The sequence below is a fragment of the Acidocella aquatica genome (genome assembly GCF_030160635.1).
GTDB lineage: Bacteria > Pseudomonadota > Alphaproteobacteria > Acetobacterales > Acetobacteraceae > Acidocella > Acidocella aquatica.
The window spans coordinates 1-14557 of record NZ_BSOS01000086.1 but is presented as its reverse complement, the minus strand read 5'-3'; the positions used below and the strand labels follow the sequence as shown (position 1 = coordinate 14557).

Genomic DNA, 14557 nt, shown 5'->3' with positions numbered 1-14557 from the left:
GATTAATCCCAGCGTATCGCGAGGGAGTCGATGGCGATGATGTTGCCAGCATGGAACGTCGCCGGCTTGGCCTCGTCGATACGGAACTCAGGCAGACGGGCGAGCATCTGCTCGTAGATTACCTGCAGCTCCACGCGGGCGAGATGCGACCCCAGGCAGCGATGCGGGCCAGCCCCAAAGGCGATATGCACCTTGTTCTCGCGATTCATGTCGAACAGTTCAGGATTGGTGAATTCGCGTGGATCCAGGTCGGCAGCCGGGAGGAAAATCATGAGGCGATCATCCTCTTTCATCTGCAGCCCAGCGAACACCGCATCCTTGGCCACACGACGCGACGGGACGGTGAATGTGTAACGGCGCAGGATCTCTTCCGCGGCCTCGGTGATCAGCTTGGGATTGGCGCGCAGCGTTTTTTGCAGGTCCGGGTTACGCGCCAGATGGCGAATGCCATAACCCATGCCGTTGATAACCGTATCAAGCCCGGCAACAAACAGCAAAACACCAAAATCTTCCATCAGTTCGTAGGTCATCGGCTTGCCGTCGATCTCGGACCGCCACAGCAGGCTGATGAGGTCATCCTGCGGCTCGGCCTGGCGAGACAGGATATCGCTCTTCATTGCATCGGCAACGTTGCGCATGCGGCCGATAATATCCATCGGATTTGCGATCGGCGCCAAAAATTCATGTACCAGCGTGCGAAACTCTTCCTGGCGCTCCAGCGGCAGGCCCATCATTTTCAGGAACACCTGCACCGGCAACGGTTCGGCAATTTCGGGAATAAAATCGCAATGTCCTTGATCGATCACCGCATCGATCAGCGAGTTAGCGAGGTTGCGCACCTCCTCCTTGCGGGCCAACATCGCCCTGGGTGAAAAAGCGGACTGCAACGGGGCGCGGTAGATGGTGTGGGCCGGCGGATCAAGGTTAATCGGGGTGGGCAACGGCAGGCGGCCAATATCCGGCGGCAGCATCGAAAACATCGCGGCGGCATGAGCCGACGGTATAATCTCACTAGAAAATATTGTGGTGTCGCGTGAGGCCAGATAGTTTTCCTCGTGCCCGATGACGATCCAGTGGCCACCATTGCGCGGCGTCCAGAATACCGGGGGCGCCTCGCTCAGCATGTGGCGAACGCGCTCATGCGGGTCGCGCAGAAGCGCTGGATCACGAAACATATCAAAGTCATAAACAGCCGCATCCGGCACGTGGGCAGGCTTGGGCACGGCGGGGCTTAGTTGGTCAGCAACGGCGGTATCCATAATAACGCAAACTCCTCATAGCGGACACATTTTAAGCTGACCAACGGGGGACGGTCAGGCGCCAAGTCAAGCACTCAAAACAATAATGTATTTCATTGATGCTGCCGCCAAAGACCCGAAAACTCAATGACGGCGGGAGAATACCGCCCCCACGATCAAGCTGCAGCGGCGATCTGCAGCCGTTCCTTGATCCAGGCAGCCACCTCCGCGAGCGCCTCAGCCACTAATGGGATCGCCCCGGCGGCCGATAGATAACCATGCACCATTCCTGGGTCCCTCCGTGTCACAACCAGCACGCCTCCATTCCGTATCCTGGCTGCATAGGCGACACCCTCATCGCATAGCGGATCAAGCTCTCCGTTTACGATGAGCGCCGCCGGCAAGCCTGCTGGGTTTTCAACATGCAACGGCGACACCAAAGGATCGGTCCGGTCGGTGCCAGGCGGGCAATAATTATCCCAAAACCACCGCATATCGGCAGTGGAAAGCAGCCAGTTCTTATCCCCCACATCGCGGTAGGAGCCGGTCCCGAAATCATGATCCGTCACAGGATAAGCAAGGCATTGTCCGGCAAGCGCGGGGCCGCCCGCCGCACGGGCACGAATGGCGCAAGCGGCGGCCAGATTGCCGCCGGCGCTTTCACCCATGACGAGCAGCGGGCCAGGCCGCTCCCGCGCGGCCCATTGCAGCGCCGCAAACGCATCGTCGAGCGGCTGCGGGAAGGGGTGTTCCGGCGCCAGGCGATAATCGACGCTAATGATTTCGCCCTGGGCCGCGCCGGCAATCCGGCGGCATGTCGCATCAGCCAGATCAAGATCCCCGATCACCCATCCGCCCGCGTGGAAATACACACAAGTCCCGAGCACGGCACCTTCCGGAACATAGCGGCGGATGCCAATCGGCCCATTTGGTCCCGCGATCGTCTCGTCAACGACGGCTGCCATAACGGGCAGCCCAACCGGCGCCGGCGCGGCGGCAAGACCGGCACGCAGCATGGCGCGGGCTTCCGGCGGCGTCACCTGATGAAAATATGGCCGCCCGGCAGCGGCATAGGCATCGATGATCGCCTGATGATACGGGTGTGGTGCCGCATCGGTCATGGTGTCTGCTCCCGGGCCGGCGTGGTGCCATGGTGAGCCACGCCTCGAATGAGGTTTCGCGTGTCAAACATCTGATGCAAGTCAGCCTCCCTCAAGATAGGCAAAGCCGTTGAAAAGCCTCTCGTATTTCCGTAGGAAGGGCTGTCGGTCCATTTGCATCGGCAATGACCATGACCACCTCGGCATAAAGCGCACTGCGACCGTTCTGGCGCGCCACCTGAGTAATGGTGAACGAGGTGCGGCCAAGGGACAGCACACCGATATGCACCTGCACGGGCTCCGGGTAATGCATCTGTGCAGCATATTCCACGTTGAGTGCCGCTACCATGGCGCGGACATCGCCTAACAGCAGCCCAAGCCCCGCGGTAACGTTGAACTTGGCGCGTGCTTCCTGCAAAATCACGATTGCCGCGGCATTATTCACATGACCCTGCATGTCGATATCATCGTACCGCGTCTGTATATCGATCACGATGGGAAACGTGGCCGCATCCAGACGCGGGCGGTCGATTCGTGCCATGCTCTTCATGTCTCCTAAAATCCGCCGCGCTCAAACTGCCCGGACTGGCGGATGAATCTGTTAATCCTGGCAGGCGGCCGCGCTACATGCGCTGGTATTACATCGCGTCCAACAGCTTGCCCGGATTAAGGATGTGCTTAGGATCTATCGCATCCTTCAGCACCCGCATCAGCGCCAGTTCGGCCGCCGAACGTGTCCAGCTGAGGAACGGCGCGCGCGAAACGCCGATGCCGTGCTCCGCCGCGATCGAGCCGCCGACATCGCGCACCGCGCCAAATATGACTGTATCAAAGCCGCGCTGGATGTTCGGATTGAGCTGACCTGTGCTGACGATCGCATGCAGATTGCCATCTCCGGCATGACCATAGATCAGCATTTTTGCATCTGGATAGGCTTTTGCCATGTTCGCCTGCGCATAGGCGACAAAGGCCGGCATATCGCCGACGCCCATGCTGACATCATAAGAGGCAAAGGGACGCAACGGCGTCAGGCCCGGCGTCATGTCTTCACGCACCGCCCAGATCGCCTCGCATTCGCGCTCGGACTGCGCGATCACGGCGTTCGCCAGCACGTTTTCCTCGATCATATCCATCAATACGCGCTCAAACTGCGCCAAATCAGTTTCCGCATCCCCACCCATCGCCTCGACGACCACGTAGAAGCCATGGCCCAGCTCCATGGGACGTGGGCGTTGCGACAACTGCGCCTCGGTCATCGCCGCGAAAAAATCGCCCCACATCAACTCGAAGGAGGAGAGACGCCCAGAGAGCGTGACCTCCAGCCGTCGCAGCGCTGTGATCGCCTGTTCAAAACTTTCAGCCGCAATCAGTGCAGTCTGGCGTGAACTGGGCAGGGGCCGCAGCCGCAATACGGCACGGGTGACGATGCCGAGCGTACCCTCACTTCCGATTAGCAGATGTTTCCAATTATAGCCGGCGTTATCCTTCAGCATTTTGGTGAGCGAGGAGATGATGGTGCCATCCGCCAGCACAGCCTCCAGCCCGATCACCATGTCGCGCATCATGCCCCAGCGCAGCACACGGTTACCGCCCGCATTGGTGCCGATCACGCCGCCGATCGTGGCCGAGCCGCGGGCCCCGAGGTCGAGCGGCAGCAGCGCACCCTGGGCTTCCGCTGCCTCATGAGCCAGTTGCAGGATGCAGCCAGCCTCGACAGTCATCGTCATCGACAAAGGGTCGATTTCGACGACGCGGTTCATCCGCTCCAGCGACATGGCAAGGCCACCATTCACTGGCACAGCACTTCCCACAGTCCCGGTCTGGCCGCCGACCATGGTAATGGGCATTCCCGCCGCCGCCGCCAACGTGACGATGGCAGACACTTCCTGCACCGTTGCCGGCTTCACCACGAAGGCGGGCTGAGACTGGTATTTCCGGGTGATATCGACTCGATAACGTTCGCCGATAGCCTCCCCGGCCTGAATATGCTGCGCGCCAACGATTCCCGCGAACCGCGCTTCCAGATCCACTTCAACGCCATCCACAGCCATCGGCATCGGCCGGTTCAGCCCTCGGTCACGAGTTTGAGGGCGCGTTTCGGGCAAACGCGCACGGCCGCCTCGGCTTTGGCCAGGAGGCTGTTTACGACGATTTCGTTGAGCACCTGCAGATTGTCATTATCATCGATCAGCAGCAATTCCGGCGCCTCGATGGTGCAGACGCCATTACCGTCGCACAGGGGCCATTCCACGACTAGCTTGGTTACCATATTAGCCTCCCTTGAATCCTGCGCATCGGCGCGTGAAAATGCCTGGGGAAATCATTCCCATCTTTGCGTTTGTGCTACGCGGGTCCATTAAGAGCGTCAATTAGGGCACCTCTGCGGTATCGCCGGGCCGGTATTGCGGGGCGGCGCGTTGACAGGCAGTTCTGCGCCGACCTAGCGAACAATCAGGCAGCGCTGTGACGCCGCCTGATTTTGCCACGCCATTGCCAAACCATACAGAGGAAGAACGTTCATGAATGCCATACCGGCCAGCACACCGGATTATGACCCATTTTCTCCGGCGGTGATGAACAATCCACTTCCGTTTTACAAGGAACTGCGGCGCGACCATCCGGTGCTGTACAACCCGAAATACGATGCCTTCTTCTTCTCGCGTTTCGACGACGTCATGGAAATGTTGAGCCTCGTTGATAACAGCCTCCTGCAAAGTGAAGGCCCACTACCCAAGCCTGCCACAATATTAGTGCACAACACCGAAGCGCCGCCTATCCCAGCGACAGATCCGTTCCCGATGTCACAACGTCTCGGCATGCCGGTTCATGGCGAGGTCCGCCGCGCCCATGTGCGGCCCATGATGCCGCGCGGCGTCGCCGGCCTGACAGAGTTCGTCCGCGATACCGCCAATGCGAGACTCGACCAGCTGCTGCCGCAGAAACGCTTCAATCTGATCAAGGATTTCGCTGGCATCGTCTCGGCAAGTGTCATCACCAGACTCATGGGCATGCCCATCGAGCTCGCCAGCCAGGTCCTCGACATCGTCAACTCCGGCACACGGACGGACCCGGAACTCGGCGGCTTCGATTCCGGCGCCGTCGCGAAGCAGGCGATCGAATTTTACCTGCCCTATATCGAGGCGCGTTTCGCGGCCGGGGCCGATGGCAGCGTGCCAATGGTCGATGGCATGATTCAGTACCGCTTTGAAGGCCGCGCGCTGACGCCACCGCAAGTGGCACAGCAACTGGTCTGCGCCTTCATCGGCGGTACCGAGACCGTGCCCAAGATCACTGGTCACGGGCTGATGGAGCTTGCCGCACAGCCAGAGCAGCTTGTGGCAGTGCGCGCCGACCTTGCCACCAACGGGCCAAAGGCGGTGGAGGAAATGATCCGGTTCTGCGCCCCGGCGCAATGGTTCATGCGCACGGCGCAACGGCCGGTCACCATTGCTGGCCAGTCCATTCGGCCGGGGCAGCGTCTGTTCATGCTGCTCGGCTCGGCCCTGCGCGACGAGCGTGAGTTCCAGGCGCCGGACGAGTTCCACTGGGACCGTTCAATCCCGCGCGTGCTCTCCTTCGGCCACGGCATGCATTTCTGCATCGGCGTGCATCTGGCCCGCATGGAAATCCAGGTGATGGTCGACACGGTCCTGCGCCGCATCCCGGATTTCAACATCAACATGTTCGATATGGACGCCGCGGTGCGCCACCCCTCCAGCTTCCAATGGGGCTGGAACGACCTTGTGGTCGAGGTGCCCTAACCATGAGCAATGATGTGGGACAAGCAGTGCTTGCAGCGGAAAAACGCCGTTGCGCTGCGATGCTGAGCAATGATGCGGGTGCCCTGGAGGCGCTGATCGATCCGCGCCTCTCCTTCAGCCACGCCACCGGGCAGGTCGACGACAAGCCGGCCTATCTGGCGAAGATGGCGGCCGGGCGGATCACCTATCTAACCATCGATTGGCGCGATGAGCAGGTGGTCATTTTGGCCAGCGGCGTGGCGCTGCTGACCGGGCAGATGACCTCCAATGTAACGGTCGAGGGCATCGCAAAGTGGCTCGACAACCGCGTGCTCACCGTCTGGACGGAAACGGACGGGGCATGGCGGCTCACCGCCTTTCAGCCCACCCCCCTGAAACTTTAATCGCGGAACCGCACCGATGAACCAGGATGTTTCGCGTAGCATGCTGGGCCGTGGTGCGATGTTCGACGAAGCGGCATGATCTCACAAGATCGCCCCGGCGACCTGTTTGCCTCCCCCTTGCCAAGGACGACACCTTATACGCATCCAGTAAGATATTTTGCGGTGCCGTCCGGCAATTTCACGTCGATCATGTCTGAAGCTGCATCATAATCAATTACTCTGGGAGAGAAGATTTCCACAATGTTCCTCGCTCTTGACCGCGACGAGATAGAAGTCGCAAACGCCGCCGCAGATTTCCTGGCGAGCGCCATGCCTATCGACCGGCTGCATAAGCCAGGCTGCGCCGATATGAACGCGGTATTGCGCGGCACGCTGGCCGAAATGGGCTGGTTCGCGCTCACCTTGCCTGAAGCCGATGGCGGCAGCGGGTTGGGCCCCGTTGAACATGCGTTGTTTTTCCGCGAAGCCGGCCGGCAATCCGGCCCGGTGGATGTCCTCACACAAGCGCTGGCCGTACTCGCCTGCACCGATACGGACCTCCGCGCCATTTTGCTTGCAGGCAGTGAAGGTGTTGCTTTGCTGGTGCCGGACGGTGCTGGCCTGCGCCTGCTGGGCGCGCCGGATGCGGCCTACGCGCTGCAGGTGACGCGTGAAGGCGCCCAGCTTTTCGCTCTCGCCGGCGGCCAAACAACGGAACGCCCCGCCCTCGCGCCTGCCTGCTCAATGCGCCTGCTGGACAGCCCGCCCGGCACCGCAATAGCCTACACCAACGGCGAACATATCTGGCAGATGGGTGAACTCGGCACCGCGGCGATGTTACTCGGGCTGGCCGAGGCAGCGCTCGACCTGATCGTCGAATACGCCAAGGTCCGCGAGACCTTCGGACGCAAAATCGGCGCCTATCAGGCGGTCCGCCATCCTTGCGCAGACATGGCGCTGCGCGCCGAAGTGGCGCGCAGCCAGCTTTGGTACGCCGCCGCGGCGATGGCCGAGCAGCGCAGCGATGTCGCGCTGCATCTCGATGCCGCCAAGCATCTATGCAACCAGGCCGCGCTTATGAACGCAGACACCAACATTCAGCTGCACGGCGGCATTGGCGTCACCGACGAGCATAATGCCCATCTGCTTCTTAAACAGGCGATGCTGCTGGGCAAGCTGTTTGGCGGCAAGCGGGCGCTGCTGAGCCGCCTTGTCGATGCTACGGTGCAGGACTGACTGATATGGACCTTCGATATTCCGACACCGACCGTGAATTCCGCGAACAGGCCCGCGCCTGGCTTTCCACCAATGTCCCCAGGCACGCACGGCCGGCGCATGGCCCGGAGGCGGCTGCCTTCGATCGTGCCTGGCAACGCAAAATGTTCGAGCATGGCTGGGCTGGTGTCGCCTGGCCAAAGGAGTATGGCGGGCTCGGCCTCTCCGGCCTGCAACAGGTGATCTGGTACGAGGAACTCGCCCGCGCCCAGGCGCCACACTATATCAACACCACCTATATCGCGCTGATGCATGCGGGCCCGACGATCGCGGCGCGCGGCACAGCGGAGCAGAAAACCTTTCATCTGCCACGAATCCTCTCGGGTGACTCACTCTGGTGCCAGGGATTCTCGGAGCCAAATGCCGGCTCGGACCTCGCCTCGCTTAAAACCCGCGGCCGCGTCGAGGATGGTGTCATCGTCGTCAACGGCGCCAAGATGTGGACCACGGATGCGGTATATGCGGATTATCAGGAACTGCTGATCCGCACGGACCCCGCCTCCGAGCGACATAAGGGTCTCACCTGGCTGATCTGCGACATGGAGCTGCCCGGCCTGGACATCAAACCGATACGCACCATGCTGCAGGACGAGCATGTAAACACGGTGTTCTATGACGATGTCCGCATCCCGAAAACGAGTGTCGTCGGTGAGATCAACGGCGGCTGGTCCACGGCCCTCTCCACCCTGTCATTCGAGCGCGGGCTCGGCTTCATCGGCGACCAGCTTGAACTATATGAGCGTGTCTGCCGCGCCATCGACCTTGCGGGCAAAGTGCGCCTGGACTCCGGCAAGTTCGCCCTCGAGGATGACGGCATCGCGCAGAAGCTTGCGGGCCTGAAGGCCGATTCGTTGGCTATCCGCTCGATGACGCTGGCGCATATCACCGAGAGCGACCGTACCGGCGAACCCGGGCCCAACGGGTCCCTGATGAAGCTGATCGTAACGGCGACGCACAAGGCACTCAGCGAAACCGTGGGAGAAATCCTCGGCTGGAGCTTCCTGGAATTCGACGGGGACCGCACGGCTCACCCATGGACCTATGATTATCTATGGAGCTGGGTGTTCAGCATCGCCGGAGGCACCAGCGAGATCCAGCGCGAGATCACCGCGGACCACCTGCTCAAGCTGCCGAGGGCGCGGTGAGCACAGTGGCGCTCCGGATCGGGGTTGCAGGCGCCAACGCAGAGCGCGGCTGGGCGCAACTTGCACATCTACCTGCCATCCGCGCGCTGCCAGGGCTGGAGATCAGCGCGGTGCTCAACCGCACGCAGCAAGGCGCTGACGCCGCCGCCGCTGCGTTCGGCGCGGCAAAAGCGTATACGGATATAGCGGCACTGGTGAACGACCCGGATGTCGGCATTGTGGCCGTCACGGTGCGGGTGCTTGAACACCGGGCCATTGTGCTGGCCGCCCTGGCCGCGGGCAAGCATGTCTATTGCGAGTGGCCGCTTGGTCGCGATCTCGCCGAAGCGCAGGAAATGACTGAGGCCGCCCGCGATAACCCGGTGCACGTAGCCATCGGTACGCAAGGTCCGCTCGCCCCGGCAGTGCGCCATGCCGCGAAACTGGTCCGTGAGGGCGCCATCGGTCGGCCGCTTAAGCTGAGCGTGGTGTCCGGTTGTGGCGGCTGGGGGGCGCTGACTCTGCCTAATTATGTTTATCCTGAGGATAAACGCAACGGTGCCACGCTCTCCACCATCCCGGATGGCCACACCATCGCCGCCATCGAGGCGGTCATCGGCGGCTATGCCGAGATCGACGCCCGCACCACCACAACGCGCGATGAGGTGCACATTTACGGGACCAATGACACCGTCGAGCAGCTGTGTGCCGACCATGTGCTGGTGATCGGCCGTCACTCTAGCGGCTGCGTCTCCTCGCAGGAGGTCGTGGGCGGCACTGTCGATACGCCGTTGTGCTTCGTGCTGCGGGGCACGAAGGACACGCTCACCATCACCGGAACGCATCCGGGCGGCTATCAATGCGGCCAGCTCACAGTTGCCACCATACCAGCAGCAGCGCCGCAACCAGAGTCGATAGTCCCGCTGTTCGTGGATGCCCCTGCTAATGTCGCGGAACTCTGGGGCGCCTGCGCCGCCGATATTCGCAACGCAACCCGCATTGTACCTAATTTCGATGCGGCTGTCCGTTTGACCCGCGTACTTGACGCGATAGACCGCGCCGCCGAAACCGGTCGGCGCGTGATTCTCGAGGACTGAATATATGTCGAACGCTCTTCAAATCATACCCTTCAATCCCACGCCGGGCATGGAGGCGGAATTCAACGAATGGTACGGCGCCGGCGGCCTGTTGCACGGCGTGGAAACGCCAAGCGTCCTCTCGGGCCAGGAGCACACATGAGCTGGACCATGAAAACCGATCCCGGCGGATGGCAGACCCGCTGGGCCGAGGACCTTGCCAAGCGCTATCTGGCCGAAGGCCATTGGCGTAATTCCACGCTGGTGGATGCCGCACGTGCCGCAGTGGCCGAAAACCCGTCGCGTATCCTGCTGATCGAGGGTACAACGCATCTGACCCGTGGCGAGGCATGGAACCAGGCGCTGCGTTTAGCCGGCTTCTTTCTGCGCCGCGGCCTCAAGCCCGGCGATGTCGTGGCCTTTCAGCTACCCAACTGGATTGAGAGCGCCGTGCTCGCATTGGCAGCGCGCATGACCGGGCTGATTATCAACCCGATTCCACCGATCTATCGTGAATCCGAACTCGGCTACATCCTCGCCGATTGCACGGCCAAACTGGTCTTCTCGCCCGAGATTTTTCGCAAGCACAACCACGCCGCCATGCTGGGCGCTTTACAACCCAGCCTACCGGCGCTTGAAAACGTTATCGTCGTGCGCGGCGCAGGCGCCCTCACCTGGGAGCAGACGCTCGCTGGTCCCCCGGCCACTGAGGTCGAGTTGCCGCAGGTGGACCCGAGTGCCGTCATGATGGTGATGTACACCTCCGGCACCACTGGAAAGCCCAAGGGGGTTATGCACATGCATTACGCTTTCGACCACCGCGTCCGCACGATGGGCGAGGCCTGGGGCATTGGACCCGACGATGTTGTGTTTATGCCCTCGCCGGTAAGTCATATCACCGGCGCTTTCTGGGCGTTCGACATGCCCTGGGTCCGCGGCTCACGCAGTGTGCTCATCGATATCTGGGCAGCAGATGACGGCATTCGCTGCATCGAGGACAACGGCTGTACCGTGAGCGGCGGTGCCACTCCCTTCCTACAGCAATTCCTCGACGCGGCCAGGACGAAACCCGGCGCGCTCTCGACGCTGCGATTGTTCTTCTGTGGCGGCACTACCGTTTCGCCGAGCCTGATCCATCAGGCCAGCGCCACCTTCCCAAAATGTCTCTTCTTCCGTGCCTACGGTTCCACCGAGATGACCTGCGCGACGCTTGGAATCACCAGCGGTGCCGAGGCCGAACGCGGCGCCGATACCGACGGCGTGATCCGGTATCCCACCGAAATACGTATCGTTGATGCGGTATCAGGCGAGCCGGTACCAGATGGCGAGGAGGGTGAAATCCTCGCGCGCGGGCCTGGCCTGTTCGTGGGTTACCTGCACCCTGCCGATAACGAGGGGAATTTCGAGCCGGACGGATCTTTTCGCATGGGTGATCTCGGCTGCCGCGTGCATGACAATTATCTCGTCATTACCGGCCGCAAAAAGGACGTCATTATCCGCTCAGGCGAGAATATCAGCCCTAAGGAAGTCGAGGACCTGCTCTATCTGCACCCGGCTGTAGCAGAGGTTGCCATCGTTGCTATGCCAAGTGCAACAACCGGCGAAAAAGGCTGCGCCTTCATCATCCTCCGTCCCGGCCAAAGCATCGATCTCCCTGAGATCCGCCGCTTCCTGGACGGCGCCGGGCTGGCCCGGCAGAAATACCCGGAGCATGTTGTGGTGATAGACGATCTCCCGCGCGTGCCGTCTGGCAAAGTGAAAAAAGACGCGCTGCGCATCCGTGCGCGCGAAATAGCCGAAGGAATGACTGCATGAACGCGCCATTGATCCGCTACGAGACCCCCACCCCGCATGTCGCACGCATCGTGCTTGCACGCGCAGATAAGTACAACGCGATCAATCCGCAAATGATCTTTGAGGTGAACGACGCCTTTACCCGTGCGCTCTACGATGACACTGTCAAGGTCATTATTCTTGCTGCCGACGGTAAACATTTCTCGGCCGGGCATGATATCGCTGAGACGGTGGAGGAATACCAGGCACGGGTGCAGGCGGAGCAACATAAAGTGGGGCACTGGAGCGGATTCCAGGAGCCGGGGACACATGGGTGGTACGCTGCCGAGAAGGACGCTTACCTTGAAACCGCGCGGCGCTGGCGTAACATTTCCAAACCGACCATTTGCGCCGTGCAGGGCAAATGCATTGCGGGCGCGCTGATTTTCGCCTTTGTGTGCGACATCATTATCGCCTCCAAGGACGCTTTGTTCTCCGACCCCGTGGTGAATTTCGGCGTCTCGGGCGTGGAATGGCTGGCGCATCCCTGGGAGCTTGGCGCGCGCAAGGCCAAGGAGTTTCTGTTCACGGCTGATAGCTGGAGCGCCGACGAGGCATGGCGGCTCGGTATGGTCAACCATGTGGTGGAACGTGCCAATCTCGAGGATTTCACGCTCGAGATGGCCAAAAAGATCGCCGACAAGCCCGCTTTCGCGCTCAAACTGGCCAAGGAAGCGATCAACAAGACGCTCGACATACAGGGGCAGGCCAACGCCATTGATGCAGCGTTCTCGCTGCATCACCTCTGCCACTCGCAGAATTTCCGCGTGTTCGGCTGGGGCATGGACCCTACGAACGTCCCCAGCCTCGCCAACATACCTAAAAAGCCAGGTTAAGGCCTGAATGGCGCCGCCGCCGCGAAGCCGCCGTCAACGGCAAGGTCCGCCCCGTTAATGTAGGAAGCGGCATCGCTATTGAGCATCACCAGCGGCCAGGCCTGTTCGAGCGGAACAGACCTGCGGTCGATCGGCTGTGCTACGGCGTCAATCACGTCCCGTGCCACGATGGTCTCAATCTCATCGAGCATCGGGGTTTGCACAGCGCCAGGGCTGGTGCAGTTGATCCGTATGCCGCGCTTTATTAGGCTGGCCGATTCGTGCATGGTCCAGAGAATCAGCGCCTCCTTGGAAAAACTATAGGCATTGGCAATGCCCGCCAGATTTTGCTCCAGCCAGGCGATCCCGGCGGCGAATGTCGTTTCCGCAAGCAGGGCGCGCAGCTCTGCCAAATGGTTGCGCCACCCGGCTCCGCCATTCGAGGACGTGCTGACAATGGCAGCACCTTCATGCATATGCTCCAACACGCAACTGGTAAGGTAACGCGTACCCAAAAAATTTACCTTGAGAACGTCGAGCTTGCCATGGGTCGGTGGCACGCCGGCACAGTTGAACAACGCGTCCACCCGGCCGCCAATCTGCGCAACCGCGGCGCTGATCGAGTCCGGCAGCGCAAGATCGGTGACGGTAAAGGAAGCCAAACACAAATCAGGCTCCCTGAGGTCCACCCCATGTACCTCGGCGCCGAAGTGAAGCAATAGTTCCGCAGTGGCCCGCCCTATGCCGGACGCGCAACCGCTGATCACAACCCGCTTTGTATCGTATCGAAAATCATATACCATCACCCCTCCTGTCAGTTGCAGTATGAGGCGGTTTCAATCACTTTCTACCACGGCCACCCGCAATCGCTTTACTTACTCCAAGTATGTCTATAATCTAACAGACAAAAAATTCCAGGAAAATCGCGCGCTATCTGCTAGCTTCACAAATGAAGTTAATTGCAGGCTTATCAGTTTTCATTCTGCGTCCGGTCAATCTTCCGGCGCGATCGTTACCTTGAGGTTCATCAGACCGCAGGGCGATTCATTCAACCGCTGCGATCATTTGTGTGGCTCGGCTTCGGTTGTCCTGGAAATGCTCGATTGCCCTTGTGGGTGAAGGAGAGACGCATCGCAGAATTTTGAGGGCGAGGCCGGTGAGCGAGAAGACATTTCGGGGTGCGTTGTCGAGCCGGTTGGTGTAGCCATCTTCGCCGAGCATGACGTCTTTGTTTCGATGCATGATCTCGATGCCCCAATGCTTGCGGTTGAGGTTGAGAAGGTCTTCGGGCGATGCTTCGTCTATGGTCAGGCTGGTGACGAGGGGGGAAAACCGGCTCCGCGAAGGCCGTTTCAATATTTTCTCGTAATGTCTTCTGGTTGTTCTTGATAGGAAGAAGGTAGTCTCCGCCACCGTCAACCACGGCCTGCGTAATCGACTTCTGGCAGAAGATCGCATCACCGGTTATGATCCGGTCGCGCAAATCAAGCCTGGCCAGTAGTTTCAGCGCATCGGGAATTTCCAGCCCCTTGCCGCGTGACGCCTCATGCGAAAGGTTCGTCTGCAGGCCGCCGCAAAAAGCTGACAGCACGTGCTCGGCGCGGCCATCTACATCCTTGCTTGCCCGTAATGTCTTGCCGTCTATGGCAATGTGGCGGTCATCACCGTTATCCGCCATCACTACCGCGCCCAGGATGTCGGCAACCGCCAGGGCATCGAGGACGCGCAGCGTTTCAGTCAGCGTCGCGTGACACGGGTAGGGCCACGCATAAAACCCAATTGCCGCTTTTGCTCGCGCGTCAGGCTACGTCCCAGATGAAACGCAGCCTTCATGCCCCGCCGCCCACAAAGCATGGAAACCAAAATCAGACCGAGGATCGACCAAAGCCTGTGGCTCTTATAGCGTCATTTGTTGATATGGCCCCAATCCGATGGATCCGAGGATCAAAGCCTGCGGCGTTGCATTCTGTCCC

Annotated in this window: 15 protein-coding genes; 8 read left to right on the top strand and 7 right to left on the bottom strand. The window is 60.6% G+C overall.

The annotated features are described in order from the left end of the window. Positions 1 to 2: 2 nt before the first annotated feature. From QQJ84_RS14850 to QQJ84_RS14830, 5 genes are all read right to left on the bottom strand, one after another. On the bottom strand, positions 3 to 1259 hold the full coding sequence (locus QQJ84_RS14850; protein WP_284259088.1) for a cytochrome P450: 1257 nt from the start codon (positions 1257 to 1259) through the stop codon (positions 3 to 5). Positions 1260 to 1414: 155 nt separating this feature from the next. Beyond that, positions 1415 to 2359, bottom strand: coding sequence for an alpha/beta hydrolase (locus tag QQJ84_RS14845; RefSeq protein WP_284259087.1), 945 nt, complete (start codon positions 2357 to 2359; stop codon positions 1415 to 1417). Positions 2360 to 2450: 91 nt separating this feature from the next. After that, on the bottom strand, positions 2451 to 2888 hold the full coding sequence (locus tag QQJ84_RS14840) for an acyl-CoA thioesterase (protein ID WP_284259086.1): 438 nt from the start codon (positions 2886 to 2888) through the stop codon (positions 2451 to 2453). A gap of 88 nt (positions 2889 to 2976) precedes the next feature. Then, positions 2977 to 4395: an FAD-binding oxidoreductase gene (locus QQJ84_RS14835; protein ID WP_284259085.1), complete on the bottom strand. Its 1419-nt coding sequence runs from the start codon at positions 4393 to 4395 to the stop codon at positions 2977 to 2979. Between the two features lie 8 nt (positions 4396 to 4403). Beyond that, on the bottom strand, positions 4404 to 4607 hold the full coding sequence (locus tag QQJ84_RS14830) for a ferredoxin (protein ID WP_284259084.1): 204 nt from the start codon (positions 4605 to 4607) through the stop codon (positions 4404 to 4406). 250 nt (positions 4608 to 4857) lie between these two features. Between QQJ84_RS14830 and QQJ84_RS14825 the strand changes: the two genes are divergently transcribed. From QQJ84_RS14825 to QQJ84_RS14790, 8 genes are all read left to right on the top strand, one after another. Continuing rightward, entirely contained in the window at positions 4858 to 6099 is a 1242-nt protein-coding gene (locus QQJ84_RS14825) for a cytochrome P450 (RefSeq protein WP_284259083.1), read from the top strand. Positions 6100 to 6101: 2 nt separating this feature from the next. Further along, positions 6102 to 6482 (top strand): nuclear transport factor 2 family protein, encoded by a 381-nt coding sequence (locus tag QQJ84_RS14820; RefSeq protein ID WP_284259082.1) that lies wholly within the window; start codon positions 6102 to 6104, stop codon positions 6480 to 6482. Between the two features lie 240 nt (positions 6483 to 6722). Beyond that, complete coding sequence (locus QQJ84_RS14815; protein WP_284259081.1) at positions 6723 to 7697, top strand: acyl-CoA dehydrogenase; 975 nt, start codon at positions 6723 to 6725, stop codon at positions 7695 to 7697. A 5-nt stretch (positions 7698 to 7702) separates the two neighbouring features. Further along, positions 7703 to 8881: an acyl-CoA dehydrogenase family protein gene (locus tag QQJ84_RS14810; RefSeq protein WP_284259080.1), complete on the top strand. Its 1179-nt coding sequence runs from the start codon at positions 7703 to 7705 to the stop codon at positions 8879 to 8881. 5 nt (positions 8882 to 8886) lie between these two features. Next, positions 8887 to 9957 carry a Gfo/Idh/MocA family protein gene (locus tag QQJ84_RS14805; RefSeq protein WP_284259079.1) on the top strand — a complete coding sequence of 357 codons (1071 nt, stop codon included), beginning with the start codon at positions 8887 to 8889 and terminating at the stop codon, positions 9955 to 9957. A 4-nt stretch (positions 9958 to 9961) separates the two neighbouring features. Further along, the gene (locus QQJ84_RS14800; RefSeq protein WP_284259078.1) at positions 9962 to 10099 is read left to right on the top strand and encodes a hypothetical protein; all 138 of its coding nucleotides are present in this window, start codon (positions 9962 to 9964) and stop codon (positions 10097 to 10099) included. An 8-nt stretch (positions 10100 to 10107) separates the two neighbouring features. After that, positions 10108 to 11751: an AMP-binding protein gene (locus tag QQJ84_RS14795; protein ID WP_284259077.1), complete on the top strand. Its 1644-nt coding sequence runs from the start codon at positions 10108 to 10110 to the stop codon at positions 11749 to 11751. Then, positions 11748 to 12605, top strand: a complete 858-nt coding sequence (locus QQJ84_RS14790; protein ID WP_284259076.1) for an enoyl-CoA hydratase — start codon at positions 11748 to 11750, stop codon at positions 12603 to 12605. The genes QQJ84_RS14795 and QQJ84_RS14790 overlap by 4 nt, the downstream gene beginning before the upstream one ends. On the opposite strand, the gene QQJ84_RS14785 is transcribed toward QQJ84_RS14790, so the two are convergent. Both QQJ84_RS14785 and QQJ84_RS14780 read right to left on the bottom strand, forming a co-directional pair. After that, entirely contained in the window at positions 12602 to 13387 is a 786-nt protein-coding gene (locus QQJ84_RS14785) for a coniferyl-alcohol dehydrogenase (RefSeq protein WP_284259075.1), read from the bottom strand. The genes QQJ84_RS14790 and QQJ84_RS14785 overlap by 4 nt on opposite strands. Positions 13388 to 13632: 245 nt before the next feature. Beyond that, positions 13633 to 14364, bottom strand: a complete 732-nt coding sequence (locus QQJ84_RS14780) for an ISAs1 family transposase (RefSeq protein WP_284259109.1) — start codon at positions 14362 to 14364, stop codon at positions 13633 to 13635. Positions 14365 to 14557: the final 193 nt, after the last annotated feature.